The sequence below is a fragment of the Jiella endophytica genome, from assembly GCF_004519335.1.
Lineage (GTDB): Bacteria > Pseudomonadota > Alphaproteobacteria > Rhizobiales > Rhizobiaceae > Jiella > Jiella endophytica.
The window spans coordinates 856,181-870,791 of sequence record NZ_SOZD01000002.1 but is presented as its reverse complement, the minus strand read 5'-3'; the positions used below and the strand labels follow the sequence as shown (position 1 = coordinate 870,791).

Annotated in this window: 16 protein-coding genes; 15 read left to right on the top strand and 1 reads right to left on the bottom strand. The window is 66.7% G+C overall.

Annotation, left to right across the window (positions count from 1 at the left end):
• Window positions 1-52: 52 nt before the first annotated feature.
• From blaOXA to E3C22_RS09085, 7 genes are all read left to right on the top strand, one after another.
• The gene (gene blaOXA / locus E3C22_RS09110; RefSeq protein ID WP_167591701.1) at window positions 53-871 is read left to right on the top strand and encodes a class D beta-lactamase; all 819 of its coding nucleotides are present in this window, start codon (window positions 53-55) and stop codon (window positions 869-871) included.
• Window positions 872-977: 106 nt separating this feature from the next.
• Window positions 978-2,204: a glycosyltransferase family 4 protein gene (locus E3C22_RS09105; RefSeq protein WP_134761665.1), complete on the top strand. Its 1,227-nt coding sequence runs from the start codon at window positions 978-980 to the stop codon at window positions 2,202-2,204.
• Between the two features lie 16 nt (window positions 2,205-2,220).
• Window positions 2,221-3,021 carry a polysaccharide deacetylase family protein gene (locus E3C22_RS09100; protein ID WP_134761664.1) on the top strand — a complete coding sequence of 267 codons (801 nt, stop codon included), beginning with the start codon at window positions 2,221-2,223 and terminating at the stop codon, window positions 3,019-3,021.
• Window positions 3,022-3,120: 99 nt separating this feature from the next.
• Window positions 3,121-3,453 carry a hypothetical protein gene (locus E3C22_RS09095; protein ID WP_134761663.1) on the top strand — a complete coding sequence of 111 codons (333 nt, stop codon included), beginning with the start codon at window positions 3,121-3,123 and terminating at the stop codon, window positions 3,451-3,453.
• Window positions 3,454-3,624: 171 nt separating this feature from the next.
• A complete protein-coding gene (locus E3C22_RS09090; RefSeq protein WP_134761662.1) occupies window positions 3,625-4,662 on the top strand; it encodes an NAD-dependent epimerase in 1,038 nt (345 codons plus the stop codon).
• A 102-nt stretch (window positions 4,663-4,764) separates the two neighbouring features.
• Window positions 4,765-4,932, top strand: a complete 168-nt coding sequence (locus tag E3C22_RS24460; RefSeq protein ID WP_167591700.1) for a hypothetical protein — start codon at window positions 4,765-4,767, stop codon at window positions 4,930-4,932.
• A 165-nt stretch (window positions 4,933-5,097) separates the two neighbouring features.
• Window positions 5,098-5,544 carry an RbsD/FucU family protein gene (locus tag E3C22_RS09085; RefSeq protein WP_134761661.1) on the top strand — a complete coding sequence of 149 codons (447 nt, stop codon included), beginning with the start codon at window positions 5,098-5,100 and terminating at the stop codon, window positions 5,542-5,544.
• Window positions 5,545-5,691: 147 nt separating this feature from the next.
• On the opposite strand, the gene E3C22_RS09080 is transcribed toward E3C22_RS09085, so the two are convergent.
• The gene (locus E3C22_RS09080) at window positions 5,692-7,023 is read right to left on the bottom strand and encodes an NAD(P)/FAD-dependent oxidoreductase (RefSeq protein WP_134761660.1); all 1,332 of its coding nucleotides are present in this window, start codon (window positions 7,021-7,023) and stop codon (window positions 5,692-5,694) included.
• 240 nt (window positions 7,024-7,263) lie between these two features.
• On the opposite strand from E3C22_RS09080, the gene E3C22_RS09075 reads away from it, so the two are divergent.
• The 8 genes from E3C22_RS09075 (at window position 7,264) to E3C22_RS09040 (ending at window position 14,611) form a co-directional block, all read left to right on the top strand.
• On the top strand, window positions 7,264-8,163 hold the full coding sequence (locus E3C22_RS09075; protein WP_134761875.1) for a GlxA family transcriptional regulator: 900 nt from the start codon (window positions 7,264-7,266) through the stop codon (window positions 8,161-8,163).
• A 69-nt stretch (window positions 8,164-8,232) separates the two neighbouring features.
• A complete protein-coding gene (locus E3C22_RS09070; protein ID WP_134761659.1) occupies window positions 8,233-8,922 on the top strand; it encodes a helix-turn-helix domain-containing protein in 690 nt (229 codons plus the stop codon).
• Between the two features lie 116 nt (window positions 8,923-9,038).
• A complete protein-coding gene (locus tag E3C22_RS09065) occupies window positions 9,039-9,965 on the top strand; it encodes a class II glutamine amidotransferase (RefSeq protein ID WP_134761658.1) in 927 nt (308 codons plus the stop codon).
• Between the two features lie 16 nt (window positions 9,966-9,981).
• A complete protein-coding gene (locus E3C22_RS09060) occupies window positions 9,982-10,668 on the top strand; it encodes a GltB/FmdC/FwdC-like GXGXG domain-containing protein (protein ID WP_134761657.1) in 687 nt (228 codons plus the stop codon).
• 21 nt (window positions 10,669-10,689) lie between these two features.
• Entirely contained in the window at window positions 10,690-12,018 is a 1,329-nt protein-coding gene (locus tag E3C22_RS09055) for an FMN-binding glutamate synthase family protein (RefSeq protein WP_134761656.1), read from the top strand.
• Between the two features lie 187 nt (window positions 12,019-12,205).
• Complete coding sequence (gene glnT, locus E3C22_RS09050) at window positions 12,206-13,513, top strand: type III glutamate--ammonia ligase (RefSeq protein WP_134761655.1); 1,308 nt, start codon at window positions 12,206-12,208, stop codon at window positions 13,511-13,513.
• A 39-nt stretch (window positions 13,514-13,552) separates the two neighbouring features.
• Window positions 13,553-13,873, top strand: a complete 321-nt coding sequence (locus E3C22_RS09045) for a DMT family transporter (RefSeq protein WP_134761654.1) — start codon at window positions 13,553-13,555, stop codon at window positions 13,871-13,873.
• Between the two features lie 162 nt (window positions 13,874-14,035).
• Complete coding sequence (locus E3C22_RS09040; RefSeq protein ID WP_134761653.1) at window positions 14,036-14,611, top strand: dimethylamine monooxygenase subunit DmmA family protein; 576 nt, start codon at window positions 14,036-14,038, stop codon at window positions 14,609-14,611.

The following is a 14,611-nucleotide window of genomic DNA, read 5'->3' as shown; positions in this document are numbered from 1 at the left end:
AATCATTGCGATGGTCGCATGGGCGCGCGCCTTCCCGACTCGGAGCCTGTCGATGAGACCCTTCATTGCAGCCATCGTCCTCGCCTGTCTCGCCGGCCCGGCCCTGGCCGATACCCGCACGCTCTGCCTTCTTGCCGTCGACGCGGAGAGCGGCGAGACGCTGGTCGACATAGGGCCCGGCTGCGACGAACGGGTGACGCCTGCCTCGACCTTCAAGCTGGCGATCGCCCTGATGGGCTTCGATGCCGCAATTCTGCAGAATGCCAGCGAGCCTGAGCTGCCCTTCGAAGAGGGCTATGTCGCGTGGCGGCCGGAATGGCGGCAGGCGACGACGCCCACGACATGGCTCCGGGACTCGGTCGTCTGGTATTCGCAGCAGGTGATGCTGCGGCTCGGCGAGAAGCGGGCGAGCGACTATCTGGCACGTTTCGGCTACGGCAATCAGGACATCAGCGGCGTCGCGGGAGAAGGCGACGGTCTGACACACGCCTGGCTGAGCAACTCCATTGCGATTTCGCCACGGGAGGAGGCCGCCTTCATGCAGCGGCTCGTCCGGCGCGAGCTCGGTGTCTCGCAGAAGGCCTATGCGATGACCGCGACGATCGCCTCCTATGGCGAACAAGGCGACGGCTGGCAGGTTTACGGCAAGACCGGCGCCGGCCTGCCGCGCGGCACGGACGGCCGGCTGTTGCGCGGAAAGCCCTATGGCTGGTTCGTCGGATGGGCCGAAAAAGACGGCCGGCGGGTCGCTTTCGCCAAGCTCGTCCAGGCGAGCGAGAAGCCGAAGGTCCCGCCGGGCTTCACCGCCCGCGACAGCTTGTTCGAAGAACTGTTCGCGAGAGGCGGACCGCTCGAACCGGCACCGCAGTGATCCTCGAGCTAGGGAGGCGTGTTCTTGCGGGCGCCTGCCGCCTCGCATAAGCACGTCGTAATGCCCATCTGATGGGCCGGTACGCGGATTTGAGCAGGACGGACGAATGCAGGGGCGGGTCGCAATTCTGGTCAAGGGCTATCCGCGCCTGTCTGAAACCTTCATCGCTCAGGAAATCGCCGGCCTTCAGGATCGCGGCCTCGGCCAGCTGATCGTCTCGCTGCGCCAGCCCGGCGAGACCAAGATCCACCCGGTCCATCGGAAGATCACCGCGCCGGTGCTCTATCTGCCGGAATATCTGAAGGACGATCCGGCGCGGGTGAAGCGCGGCCGGGAATTTGCCGCCCGCCAGAAGGGTTTCGCCGAGGCCGAGCGGATCTTCCAAACGGATCTGAAGCGCGATCACACGCCCAACCGCTATCGCCGCTTCGGCCAGGCCTGCGTGCTCGCCGCCGAGCTTCCCGACGACATCGCCTGGCTGCACACCCATTATCTCCACACGCCGGCCTCTGTCGCCCGCTATGCCGCGACGATCCGCGGCCTCGGCTGGTCGTTCTCCGCCCATGCCAAGGACATCTGGACGTCGGAGGCCTGGGAGCTGTCGGAAAAGCTCGATTCGGCGGCCTTCGGCGTCACCTGCACGGCCTCAAACCTTGCCTATCTTCGGCGCCTGGCGAAGCATCCCTCGACGGTCGAGCTCGTCTATCACGGCCTCGATCTTTCCGGCATCACGCCGCCCGAGCGCCAGGCCTTCGACGGCAGCCGGCCCTACCGCATCGTCTCGGTCGGCCGGGCGGTGGAGAAGAAGGGCTATGGCGACCTCATCCGGGCGCTTGCGAGACTGAAGGACCGGAACTGGCATTTCGACCACGTTGGCGGCGGCGCGCTGGCGGCAAAGCTGAAGGTGCAGGCCGGGAAGGCGGGTATTGCCGACCGCATCAACTGGCATGGCAGCCGCGAGCGCGGCGAGGTCTTCAACCTTCTTGCCAGTGCCGACCTCTTCGTCCTGCCCTCGCGGATCGCCAGATCCGGCGACCGCGACGGCCTGCCCAATGTCCTGATGGAAGCCCAGGCCCACTGCCTGCCGGTGGTCTCGACGAAGGTGTCGGCGATCCCCGAACTCGTCACTGACGGCGAGACCGGTCTCCTCGTCGAGGAGCGCGATCCGAAGGCCCTGGCGGCGGCGATCGCCCGGCTGATGGACGATCCGGCGCTGGCGATGCGTCTGGCAAAGGCGGGGGAGTCCCGGGTGCGGGCAAAGTTCTCGCCGGAGCCGGGGCTCGACCGCGTCGCGGAACTGCTGGGGCAGGCGCTGCAGGCAAAAGCCGCATGAGCCGGGCCGCAAGGCCATGAGCGCGACGGATTTTCCGCTGTCGTCGCGCGCCCTCGACCGCCTGGCGGCCGAAGGGCGGTCCATCGCCTTCTGGTGGCGGGACGACGATGCCCGGGTGCCGACACCGGCGCTCGACCGGCTCACGGGACTTGCCCGACATCACGATCTGCCGCTCGCCCTCGCCGTGATTCCGGACGGGGCCGGGCCGGCTCTCGCTGAGCACCTCGCCGGCGACGGCCGTCTCTCGATCCTGCTCCACGGCCATTCCCACGCGAACCATGCGCCGGCCAACGAAAAGCGGGCCGAATTTGGCGATCATCGGCCCGGTGACGCGATGGCGGCGGAGATCGCCGCCGGCAGGGCGAAGCTCGAAAACCTCTTCGGCGGCTGCTTCATGCCGGTCTTCGTGCCGCCCTGGAACCGGATCGGCGAGACGGCCCGCTTCCTCCTGCCCACGCTCGGCCTTCCGGTCCTTTCGGTCTACGGCAGGGCCCGGCCGCCACTGGCAGGGCAGCCGTTCGAACTGAACACCCATCTCGACATCATGGACTGGCGGGCCATGGGCGGTCTTTCCTTAGAGGAAGCCGACGAGCGGTTGTCCAAGCTGATCGAAGCCCGTGCCGACGTCACTTTGGATAACGGCGCCGGCCCCGAGCCGGTCGGCGTTCTCACCCACCATCTCCAGCATGACAAGGCGGCCTGGAGCCTGATCGAGGTCCTGTTCGACCGGCTGGCCTCCCACTCGGCAGTGTCGTGGCCCGACTTGAAGGATCTTCTGCCGACGCACTGTGGGCAATCCCTGATTTTGCCCTCCTGAATTGAAGATGAACTGGGCGTTCAGATCAAATTCCCTTGGGGAAGTTCATAACGGGGTCGCGCTTCACGAAAGCCCCCTTCGAACCCCAAGGAAACGACCATGTCCAAGTCCCTTCTTGCCGCCCTCGTCGCCGCCGCCATTGCAACGACTGCTGCCGCGACGCTGACCGATGCCAGCCGGAGCAAGGCCTCCGCCAGCACCGCGATGAGCTGCACCATTCCGAACGCCGTCTCCTGCACCATCACCAGCACCAAGGGTCTGCGCTCGGTGCTGATCAAGGCGAACACGCCCCAGGGCGTCGTCAATCTCGTCGACAAGTCCTATCGCGGCTGCCCGAAGAGCGTGAAGGTCTCGTGGGATTCGGCCTATCACTCGTCGTCGACGAAATTCGTCGAATGTTCCTCGGCGAAGCTCAAGCTGAAGTCCAACTGACGGACCGGCGACGACTCCCGATCGGAAAGCCCGGCAATGCGTGGCTCCAGCAGTGCGGCGCATTGCCGGTGCCTTCCGGCATCAAGGCCCGGAAGGTCGGTAGGGCGATATCGCCTCGATCGCCGCGATGGCGTGCTTTGCTTCTCTTGCCGATGGGGATAAGAGGCCGGCATGTCCCAGCGAGTTCTCGTCACCGGCGCGGCCGGCTTCATCGGTTTTTCGACTGCCCGGAAGCTTCTCGCCCGCGGCGACGCGGTGGTCGGCTTCGACAGCGTCAACGACTATTACGATCCGCGGCTGAAGCGGGCACGGCTTGCCGAGCTCGATCGCCTCGCCGCCGGGTCGGGCTGCGACTGGCGCTTCGTCGAGGCCGATCTCGCCGACCGGCCTGCGCTCGACCGGGTGTTTTCCGAGGCGAGCTTCGACCGGGTGATCCATCTCGCCGCCCAGGCGGGGGTTCGCCACTCGCTGACCCATCCCGAGAGCTACGTTTCCAGCAACCTCGTCGGCTTTGCCAACATGCTGGAGGTCTGCCGCAACGCGAAAGTCCCGCATCTGACCTTCGCCAGCTCCTCCAGCGTCTATGGCGCCAACCGCAAGGTGCCGTTTTCCGAGCATGACGGCGTCGACCATCCGATCCAGCTCTATGCCGCCACCAAGCGCTCCAACGAGCTGATGGCCCATGCCTACAGCCATCTCTTTCAGCTGCCGGTGACGGGCCTGCGCTTCTTCACCGTCTATGGTCCCTGGGGCCGGCCGGACATGGCCTATTATTCCTTCGCCGAGAAGATCCTCGCCGGCCAGCCGATCGCCCTCTTCAATCACGGCCGCCACAGCCGCGACTTCACCTTCATCGACGACATCGTCGAGGGCGTGGTCCGGGCGAGCGACCGGATCGCACCCGCCGATCCCGGCTTTGATCCCGTCAGGCCGGATCCGGCGACGAGCAGCGCGCCGTTCCGGATCTTCAATATCGGCAATGGCCGGCCGGTGGAGCTGAAGCACTATGTCGAAGTGCTGGAGGAAGCTCTCGGCAAGAAGGCCGTCATCGAATTGAAGCCGATGCAGATCGGCGACATCGAGGACACCCTTGCCGATGTTAGCGCCATCGAGGCCGAACTCGGCTACCGCCCGACCACCACGGTCGAAGAGGGGATCGCCGCCTTCGCCGAATGGTTTTTCGCCTATCGCCGCCGCCTCGCCGGCTGAGGGGCGGGGCAGGCCGAAAGCAACGGCTCGCTTTCAGCCTGGAACGTCTTGGCGTCTTCCCGACTTTCTCCGGACCATCGAAATGTCACGGGAGGCAGGGCCATGTCCGACACCAGAAAGCATCCGCCGAAGGACCAGCCGGACGTCGTCGGCAACGCCGTCGAGCGCACCGACAACGGTTATGCTGGCAAGAAGGACGACGAGCGACTGATCGGCAAGGACATCCCGATCGAGGAGCAGGACGCCGAGGAGGAAGAGGAACTGCCTTAGCGCGGGTTCCGCTCCCATGGCGTGACGGGCGGCGTGTCCAAAGCGCGGCAAAGAATTCGCCGCGGCGTCGCGCCAGCAGGTGCTCTGGCCGGGGCGGCGCCAAGATCGTAAGCATGGCATCCCCGGTGACGATCGCGCCGGCCCTGTTCGGGAGCCGTTTTTCTGATGCTGAAGACCATTTCGCCGCTCGTCACGCCGGAGCTCTTGCGCATTCTTGCTGCGATGGGCCATGGCGACGATCTGGTTCTTGCCGATCGCAACTTTCCGGCGGCCTCCGTTGCCGCCGAGACGGTCTCCGGCGAATTGATCGAACTGCCCGGCATCGGTACCAACGAGGCGGCGGAGGCGATCCTGGCGCTGTTGCCCCTCGACAGCTTCGTCGATGCGCCGGTGCGGCGAATGGCGCCGAGCGACGATCCCGGCGCCGAGTTCGAGGTCCATCGCGACATGCAGACGATCGCCGATGCAGCCGAGGGACGGAGCGTTCCAATCGAGGCGGTGGAGCGCTTCGCCTTTTATGACGCGGCGAGACAGGCCTTCGCCGTCGTGCGGACGGGCGAATCCCGCCCCTATGGCTGCTTCATCCTCAAGAAGGGCGTGATCTTCGACTGATCCGGCACGGCCCGGACTGATCCGTCACGGCTTTCGCGCCCTGCGTCCATTCGGACGCGCCAAGGACGCTCTCACTCGTCGAACCACCGCATGCTGCGTTTGAGAAAACCGAAACCGATTTTCGGGCTGTAGCGCCGCACCGGCGGCTCAGACGCCGGTCAGCGGCACGATCTTCGAGCCGTCCGAAAAGCGCGAGAAGCGGAAATGGGTCGGATCGACCAACGGCGCCGCGCCGGACGCAATGTCGGCGGCGAGCCGCCCGGCGCCAGGCCCGAGGCCGAAGCCATGGCCGGAAAAGCCGGTGGCGACGACGAGACCGGGGCACTCTTCGACGGTGGAAATCACCGGCACGGCATCCGGCGTCACGTCGATCAGCCCTGCCCAGCGCTGGGCGATCCTGGCATTGCGAAAGGCCGGAAAGGCTTCGGCAAGCCGCGCCATCGCAGCGTCGGTCATCGCCTGGCTCGGCTCGGGATCGAGGATGCGGGTCTCCTCATAGGCCGAGACCTCGTCGCCGCCGCGCCTGCGCATGTCCCGCCATTCCTGGACGAAGCGCCGGCCGATCCGGGGCTTCAGCGACGACCATTCCATCTTGAGCGCCGGGCCGAACTCCTTCAGGAAGCGGAAGCTGTCCGGCGTCAGGTCGTAGACGTTGGAAGCCAGGGTCGAGACGGTGTAGCCGCCATCGACGCGCTTGCGCACCGAAAAGTTCGGCCCGCGCACACTGAATTCCGGGCCGTCCGCCACCGGCTCCGTCCGGCAGACGGAATTCAGGACCTTCAGCTGCGGCAGGGTGATGCCGATGTCGCGCAGAAGCAGCCGCGACCAGGCGCCACCTGCAACCACCACCCGCTCGGCGGCGATCCGGCCTTTCTCGGTGACGACGCCGGCGACACGCCCGCCGGCCATGTCGATCCGGCGAACCGCGCAATTTGTGAGCACTGCCGCGCCCTTCGCGCGGGCCGCCCGGGCGATGGCGGGGGCGGCGCGCTGCGGCTCGGCGCGCCCGTCGGTCGGCGAGAAGAGCGCGCCGTCATAGTCGAGATTCATCTCGGGCAGCATCGCCCGGACCTCGTCCGACCCGATCGGCCCGACGCGGATCTGCTTTCCCTCGATATGCTTCAGCCAGTCGAGATTGGTCGTCCTGAAGTTTTCGGTGTGGAACGGCACCACGAGGCCGCACTGGCGGTAGCCGAGATCGGCGCCGACGCGCTCGCCGAGCGTCTCCCAGATGCGGATCGAGGCGGCCATCAGGTCGATCTCGCGGGGATCGCGCCGCGACATGCGCACCCAGCCCCAGTTGCGGCTCGACTGTTCGCCGGCGATGACGCCCTTTTCGACGAGAGCCACCGAAAGGCCGCGTTCCGCAAGCTCCAGCGCGGTCGATGTGCCGATGATGCCGCCGCCGATGACGACGACGTCGACTTCCTTCGGCAGGTGGGAGTCGCTCTCGACGGGATCGGGTGTCGGTCCTGGCATGTCGGGGGAAGCCTTTGTTTCGTGTGCCTGGCTGCGGCGCCGGAGGATTTTGCTGGCGCAGCGGATTTCTTCTCGCCGAAGGGTGGGCTTTGCGGCTCGATCGGGCCAATCTGTAAGGGACGTGTTCTCGTCCTGGAGAGACATTTGACGCGATCGAGCGCAGAGCCCGAGCCACGGGCTGGCCATCCGACCCTTGCGACCCGGGAATTCGGCTTCGCGCTCCTGCCGGGTTTCGCCCTGATGTCCTTTGCGAGCGCGGCCGAGCCGCTGCGGGCGGCCAATCTCCTCGCCGGCCGCGCGCTCTACCGCATCCGCCATTTCGGCGCGGAAGGCGGCAACGTCGCCTCCTCGTCCGGTATCGGGATCGAGACAGAGCCCATCCGCGACGCCTCGCCTGAGCTTTCGGCGCTGTTCGTCTGCGCTGGCGGCCGGCCGGCCGGCTGGGCTTCGCCGGAGGTCCATTCGGCGCTGCGCCGGCTGTCGCGCAGCGGCACGCGGCTCGGCGGCATTTCCGGCGGCGCCTTCGTCCTCGCCGCCGCCGGCGTCCTCTTCGACCGCGATTTCACCATCCACTGGGAGCATGCGGCCGCCCTCAAGGAGACCTTTCCGGAACTCTCGCCGCGACAGGCCCGCTACGTCCTCGATCGCGACAGGCTCACCTGCGGCGGCGGCGTCGCGCCCCTCGACATGATGCATGCGCTGATTTCCGAGCGGATGGGCTCTGCCTTCGCCCGCCGGGTGTCCGACTGGTTCCTCCACACCGAGATCGGCGAAGCCTCAGCGCCCCAGCGCGCCGCGCTGGCGGAACGCTATGGCGTCCACCGGCCGCCGCTCCTCGCGGCGCTGGAGCGGATGGAGGCGGTCATCGAGGCGCCGCTGTCGAGGGCCGAGATCGCCCGCTATGCCGGGGTCTCGCCGCGCCAGCTCGACCGGCTGTTTGCCGGCCATCTCGGTCGGAGCGTCGCCGACGTCTATCGCGAGATCCGCCTGCGCCACGCCATCCGGCTGCTCCGCCAGAGCCCGCTCGACATCTCGCAGGTCGCTCTCGCCACCGGCTTTGCCAGCCCGTCGCATTTCGCTCGCACGGTCCGGGCGGCGACGGGGCTTTCGCCATCCGGCCTGCGGAGGGCCGGGGGATAGATTTTCCTCAGAGTTGAAATTCCTTCACCGCGGCGATAGCAGCAGGGAGCAAATGACGGAGTTTCAGCCATGTCCGAATCGAGCGCCAGACAATCGCGGACGAGCGAGGCGCCGGTGACAACGACGAGCTCTGCCCTGACCCAGGACCCGCATGCCATTCGCGAAGCCAAGGAGAACAATCTCGAGGCGGCGATCGGCCACGAGGTTCGCGCTTTCCGCAAGAAGCTCGGCATTACCGTCAGCGATCTCGCTTCGGCGACGGGGGTCTCGCTCGGCATGCTGTCGAAGATCGAAAACGGCAACATCTCGCCGTCGCTGACGACGCTGCAGGCGCTGTCGCGCGCCCTCGGCGTGCCGCTGACGGCCTTCTTCCGGCGCTTCGAGGAGACCCGCAACGCAGTCTTCGTCAAGGCCGGCGAGGGGGTCGAACTGGAGCGGCGGGGCACCCGCGCCGGCCACCAGTACAATCTCCTCGGCCATATCGGCAACAACACCAGTGGTGTGACGGTCGAGCCCTATCTGATCACTCTGACCACCGATTCCGACGTCTTCCCTACCTTCCAGCACGACGGGATGGAGTTCCTCTACATGCTGGAGGGAGAGGTGGTCTATCGCCATGCCGACAGCCGCTATCACATGCGGCCGGGCGACAGCTTCTTCTTCGATGCCGACGCGCCGCACGGGCCGGAAGAGCTGGTGAAGCTGCCGGCGCGCTATCTGTCGATCATCTGCTATCCACAGCAGGGGCGGGTCGGCTGACCTCCCATCCGATCGGCCGCCACCCTTCGCAAGAAAATATGTTTCCTGAGAGTTGATCCGGGGGTCGTCGTCTGCCATAGTCTCGTCTGATGGAAGACGAGGGCGGAGCGGCGGCCATGTGCGGCATCGTGGGATTGTTTCTGAAGGATCGCGCGCTGGAGGATCGGCTCGGCGCGCTGCTCTCCGACATGCTCGTCACCATGACCGACCGCGGGCCGGATTCGGCCGGTATCGCGATCTATGGAGATGCCGTTGCGGGGCGCTCGAAGGTGACGTTCCAAGCCGACGCACCCAGCACCGCATTCGCCGATCTCGAGGCGCTCGCCCGCAAGGTCGCCGGCGAGAGCGCGAGCGTCCGCATCAAGGACACCCATGCCGTCGTCGAGCTTGCGACCAGCGCCGTCGACGCCCTGCGCGATGCGCTGCAGGCCGCGCCGCAGGGTTTCAGGATCATGAGCACCGGCGAGACGATCGAGATCTACAAGGAGACCGGTCTGCCGAAGGAGGTCGTCTCGCGCTTCGATATCCGGACCATGCGCGGCACCCACGGCATCGGCCACACCCGCATGGCGACGGAATCGGCGGTGACGACGCTCGGCGCCCACCCGTTCTCGACCGGCCCCGACCAGTGCCTTGTCCATAACGGTTCGCTGTCGAACCACAACAATCTGCGTCGCGAGCTTTCCCGCGCCGGCATCCGCTTCGAGACCGAGAACGATTCCGAGGTCGCCGCCGCCTATCTCACCGCCAGGATGAAGGAGGGGCGCAATCTCGGCGAGGCTCTGGAGGCGGGGCTCGCCGATCTCGACGGCTTCTTCACCTTCGTCGTCGGTACCAGGACCGGCTTCGGTGTCTTGCGCGATCCGATCGCCTGCAAGCCGGCGGTGATGGCCGAGACCCGGCAATATGTCGCCTTCGGCTCGGAATATCGCGCCCTCGTCGGCCTGCCGGGCATCGACGACGCCAGGGTATGGGAGCCGGAACCCGCCTCGGTCTATTTCTGGGACCGCTCGGCGGCCGCAGGCAGTGCCCTGGCCGCCTGAACGAAGAGACGCGACGATGCCCGCATTCGACCTTGCCACCACGCCGATCCGCGATCTCAACCAGGCTCTCCATGCGATCGGGCAGGGCGCCAACGATCGCAGCTTCGAGGTGCGCAATCCTCGCGGCAGCCATGCGGTGGCCGTCGGCTGCGCCGCACCGGTCACCGTTACCGTGCACGGCCCGGTCGGATACTATTGCGGCGGGATGAACGCCGCCGCCGAGATCGTCATCCACGGCTCGGCCGGTCCCGGCGTCGGCGAGAACATGATGTCGGGCCGGATCATCGTCGAAGGCGACGCCTCGCAATATGCCGGCGCTACCGGTCGCGGCGGCCTCCTGGTCATCAAGGGCAATGCCTCGTCGCGCTGCGGCATCTCGATGAAGGGGATCGACATCGTCGTCGGCGGCAATATCGGCCACATGTCGGCCTTCATGGGCCAGTCGGGACATCTCGTCGTCTTCGGCGATGCCGGCGAGGCGCTGGGGGATTCGCTCTACGAGGCGAAGCTCTTCGTGCGCGGCAAGGTGAAGAGCCTCGGTGCCGACTGCGTCGAGAAGGAGATGCGGCCGGAGCATCTGACGACACTCGATCGGCTTCTCTCCGACGCCGGCATGAGCGGCGCGAGGCCGGAGGAATTTCGCCGCTACGGCTCGGCCCGCCGGCTCTACAACTTCAACATCGACAATGCCGACGCCTATTGAGGCGGGAGTTCGCGCCAAGCCATGACCTATCACAACCCGCCGACCCCGCCGCGAAAGTCCGCGACCTTCGACGACGCCTCGCTCGCCGAGATCCGCCGCGCCGCGGCGACCGGCATCTACGACATCCGCGGCGGCGGTACCAAGCGCCATGTGCCGCATTTCGACGACCTTTTGTTTCTCGGCGCCTCGATGTCGCGATACCCGCTCGAAGGCTATCGCGAGCGCTGCGACACCTCGGTCACCCTCGGCACGCGCTATGCGAAGAAGCCGATCGAATTGAAGATCCCCGTCACCATCGCCGGCATGAGCTTCGGCGCGCTCTCCGGCGCCGCCAAGGAGGCGCTCGGCCGCGGCGCGACGCTTTCCGGCACCTCGACGACCACCGGCGACGGCGGCATGACCGACGAGGAGCGCGGCCATTCCGAACTCCTGGTCTATCAGTATCTGCCGTCGCGCTACGGTATGAACCCGGTGGACCTTCGCCGCGCCGATGCCATCGAGATCGTCATCGGCCAGGGCGCCAAGCCCGGCGGCGGCGGCATGCTGCTCGGCCAGAAGATCTCCGACCGCGTCGCCGAGATGCGCACGCTTCCCAAAGGGATAGACCAGCGTTCGGCCTGCCGGCATCCCGACTGGACCGGGCCGGACGATCTCGAGATCAAGATCCTCGAACTGCGCGAGATCACCGACTGGGAAAAGCCGATCTACATCAAGGTCGGCGGCGCAAGGCCCTATTACGACACCGCGCTGGCGGTTAAGGCCGGAGCCGACGTCGTCGTCATCGACGGCATGCAGGGCGGCACCGCGGCGACACAGGACGTCTTCATCGAGCATGTCGGCCAGCCGATCCTCGCCTGCATCCGCCCGGCGGTCCAGGCGCTGCAGGATCTGGGGCTGCATCGCAAGGTACAGCTCGTCGTCTCGGGCGGCATCCGCTCTGGCGCCGACGTCGCCAAGGCCCTGGCGCTCGGCGCCGACGCGGTCTCGGTCGGCACCGCCGCCCTCGTCGCGCTCGGCGACAACGACCCGAAATGGGAGGCGGATTATGCCGCCCTCGGCACCACCGCCGGGGCCTATGACGACTGGCACGAGGGCAAGGACCCGGCCGGCATCACCACGCAGGATCCGGCGCTGGCCTCGCGGCTCGATCCGGTCGCGGCCGGCCGGCGCCTCGCCAACTATCTGAAGGTGATCACGCTGGAGGCCCAGACCATCGCCCGGGCCTGCGGCCACAACCATCTCCACAATCTCGAGCCGGAAGACCTCGTCGCGCTGACCATCGAGGCGGCCGCGATGGCGCAGGTACCGCTTGCCGGCACCAGCTGGATTCCCGGCAGGACCGGGATCTGACGATCGTTCCGGCAAGGCGGTGATCCGCCTTCCGGACCAGGCAAGGAAGACGACGGCAGGACAGGACGATCGGAAGACGGCCGGGGCCGCGTAGCGGCGGTTCCAGCGAGGCGGACCCCACAGCATAAGCGGGGCCGCCGGGAGGCGGCGCCCTTGAGACCTTTCATCGAGGAGCCATTGGGGGACCATGACCAGCGATCTTTCCGCTTTCGCCAAGAAGAACGGCGTCAAATATTTCATGATCTCGTTCACCGACCTGTTCGGGGCGCAGCGGGCAAAGCTCGTCCCCGCCCAGGCGATCGGCGAGATGCAGGCGGATGGCGCCGGCTTTGCCGGCTTTGCCACCTGGCTCGACCTCACTCCGGCCCATCCCGACCTCTTCGCCATGCCGGATGCCGATTCTGTCATTCAGCTGCCGTGGAAGCCCGAGGTCGCCTGGGTTCCAGCCGATCTTGCGATGGAAGGCGCGCCCGTCGCCCAGGCGCCGCGGATCGTCCTGAAGAGTCTCGTCGAGGCGGCGGCTGAGAAGGGCCTCAGGGTGAAGACCGGCGTCGAGGCCGAGTTCTTCCTGCTCGAAGCGGACGGCAAGGCGATCTCGGACGTCTTCGATACGGCGGAAAAGCCCTGCTACGACCAGCAGGCGGTGATGCGCCGCTACGACGTCGTCGCCGAGATCTGCGACCACATGCTGGCGCTCGGCTGGAGCCCCTATCAGAACGACCATGAGGACGCCAATGGCCAGTTCGAGATGAACTGGGCCTTCGACGATGCTCTCGCCACCGCCGACAAGCACTCCTTCTTCAAGTTCATGGTCCGCTCGATCGCCGAGAAGCACGGGCTCCGCGCGACCTTCATGCCGAAGCCCTTCGCCGGCCTCACCGGCAATGGCTGCCATTGCCACGTCTCGGTCTGGGATGCCGAGGGCAAGACCAACGCCTTTGCCGACGAGGGCCAGCCCTTCGGGCTGTCCAGGCAGGGCAAGGCGTTTCTCGGCGGCATCATGAAGCACGGGCCGGCGCTTGCGGCGATCACCAACCCGACGGTCAATTCCTTTAAGCGGATCAACGCGCCGCGCACCGTCTCCGGCGCGACCTGGGCGCCGAACTCGATCACCTGGACCGGCAACAACCGCACCCACATGGTGCGCGTGCCTGGCCCGGGCCGCTTCGAGCTCAGGCTGCCGGACGGCGCCACCAACCCCTATCTCCTCCAGGCGGTGATCATCGCCGCAGGCCTCGACGGGCTCGAGACCTCGGCCGATCCGGGGCCGCACAGCGACATCGACATGTACAAGGACGGCCACGCGCTGACCGACGCGCCGAAGCTGCCGCTGAACCTCCTCGACGCCCTGCGTGCCTTCGAGGCCGATGAGGGGCTGACAAGCGCCCTCGGCGCGGAATTCTCCGCCGCCTATGCCAGGCTGAAACACGACGAGTGGAACAGCTATTGCCGGCATTTCACCCAGTGGGAGCGCGAGACGACCCTCGACATCTGACCCGTCGATCATCGTCTCCCGCCGGAAGGGTTTCTCGCAATGGCCTGGGTGGCGCTGTTTCTGGCAGGCATTCTCGAGGTGGCCTGGGCGCTCGCCATGAAGTGGTCGGAGGGCTTCACCCGGCCGCTGGCGAGCGTCGTCACCGTCCTCCTCATCATCGTCAGCCTCACTCTCCTGAACTGGTCGCTGAAGAGCCTGCCGGTCGGCACGGCTTACGGGGTCTGGGCGGGGATCGGGACGATCGGCACGGCCGCGATGGGCATCGCGCTCTTCGGCGAGCCAGCCAATCTGCTCCGGCTCGGCTGCATCGCGATGATCGCCGCGGGGATCGTCGGTCTCAAGCTGATCGCCATGGAGTGAGCGGACCGAGCGTTCGGGGAATGCCGCGGCCTGCATCATCTCGCGATCAAAATTTGTGCAGGTGATAAAATTGCTCCGAAATTGTCGGATTCGCTTTGACAGCCAGAGCGATTTGAGTACTCTGAAGAAAGCAATATTCTTTTAGGTGAAGGAACCGTATCCGTGCCCGAGATCAAGAGCCGGCCGAAATGGGGCAAGCTCGATCCTGCCAAGCAGGCCTCGGCCCATCTCGTCTGTGCGGAGCGCGGTGCGATCGATGCTGTGGCGAGAGCTTTTGCGGGCCGGCCGGAGGTCATCGGCAAGACCATCCTCGTCCACGTCGCCGAGGGTGATGCCGGCGCACCGGCGAGCCTTGCAGGCGTCGCCTATCACCCTCTGCCAAGCCGGGCGACGGCGCTGACAGCCTTTCGCGCCCATCTCGGCCGGGCGAAGATGGGAACCCAGCTTCATCTCGCCGGCAGCGAAGCCTTCTTGAACGAAGCGAGCGCGCTCGCCCACGGCTGCGGCGTCGTCGGCGACGGCCTGACCACCGAGCTTTGCGGCGATCCGGCGCGCCGGGTGCAGTGCGTCCACTGCAAGGGGATGATGGACGACGTTTCGGCGAGCCCGGTCGCGTGCCGCCATTGCGGCGTCAATCTGATGGTCCGCGATCACTATTCCCGCCGGCTCGGCGCCTTCATGGGCGTCTGCGTCGATGCCGAAGCACCGGGGGACCTCCCCGCGGCAGCGAGTTTCTGA

Excerpts from the sequence above, each read along its gene's own strand:
- E3C22_RS09055 (WP_134761656.1), top strand. The coding sequence starts at position 10,690 with ATGACCTATCACAACCCGCCGACCCCGCCGCGAAAGTCCGCGACCTTC.
- E3C22_RS09095 (WP_134761663.1), top strand. The coding sequence starts at position 3,121 with ATGTCCAAGTCCCTTCTTGCCGCCCTCGTCGCCGCCGCCATTGCAACG.
- E3C22_RS09045 (WP_134761654.1), top strand. The coding sequence starts at position 13,553 with ATGGCCTGGGTGGCGCTGTTTCTGGCAGGCATTCTCGAGGTGGCCTGG.
- E3C22_RS09065 (WP_134761658.1), top strand. The coding sequence starts at position 9,039 with ATGTGCGGCATCGTGGGATTGTTTCTGAAGGATCGCGCGCTGGAGGAT.
- E3C22_RS09090 (WP_134761662.1), top strand. The coding sequence starts at position 3,625 with ATGTCCCAGCGAGTTCTCGTCACCGGCGCGGCCGGCTTCATCGGTTTT.
- E3C22_RS24460 (WP_167591700.1), top strand. The coding sequence starts at position 4,765 with ATGTCCGACACCAGAAAGCATCCGCCGAAGGACCAGCCGGACGTCGTC.
- E3C22_RS09070 (WP_134761659.1), top strand. The coding sequence starts at position 8,233 with ATGTCCGAATCGAGCGCCAGACAATCGCGGACGAGCGAGGCGCCGGTG.
- E3C22_RS09060 (WP_134761657.1), top strand. The coding sequence starts at position 9,982 with ATGCCCGCATTCGACCTTGCCACCACGCCGATCCGCGATCTCAACCAG.
- E3C22_RS09100 (WP_134761664.1), top strand. The coding sequence starts at position 2,221 with ATGAGCGCGACGGATTTTCCGCTGTCGTCGCGCGCCCTCGACCGCCTG.
- E3C22_RS09080 (WP_134761660.1), bottom strand. The coding sequence starts at position 7,023 with ATGCCAGGACCGACACCCGATCCCGTCGAGAGCGACTCCCACCTGCCG.
- glnT (WP_134761655.1), top strand. The coding sequence starts at position 12,206 with ATGACCAGCGATCTTTCCGCTTTCGCCAAGAAGAACGGCGTCAAATAT.
- E3C22_RS09075 (WP_134761875.1), top strand. The coding sequence starts at position 7,264 with ATGTCCTTTGCGAGCGCGGCCGAGCCGCTGCGGGCGGCCAATCTCCTC.
- E3C22_RS09105 (WP_134761665.1), top strand. The coding sequence starts at position 978 with ATGCAGGGGCGGGTCGCAATTCTGGTCAAGGGCTATCCGCGCCTGTCT.
- blaOXA (WP_167591701.1), top strand. The coding sequence starts at position 53 with ATGAGACCCTTCATTGCAGCCATCGTCCTCGCCTGTCTCGCCGGCCCG.
- E3C22_RS09085 (WP_134761661.1), top strand. The coding sequence starts at position 5,098 with ATGCTGAAGACCATTTCGCCGCTCGTCACGCCGGAGCTCTTGCGCATT.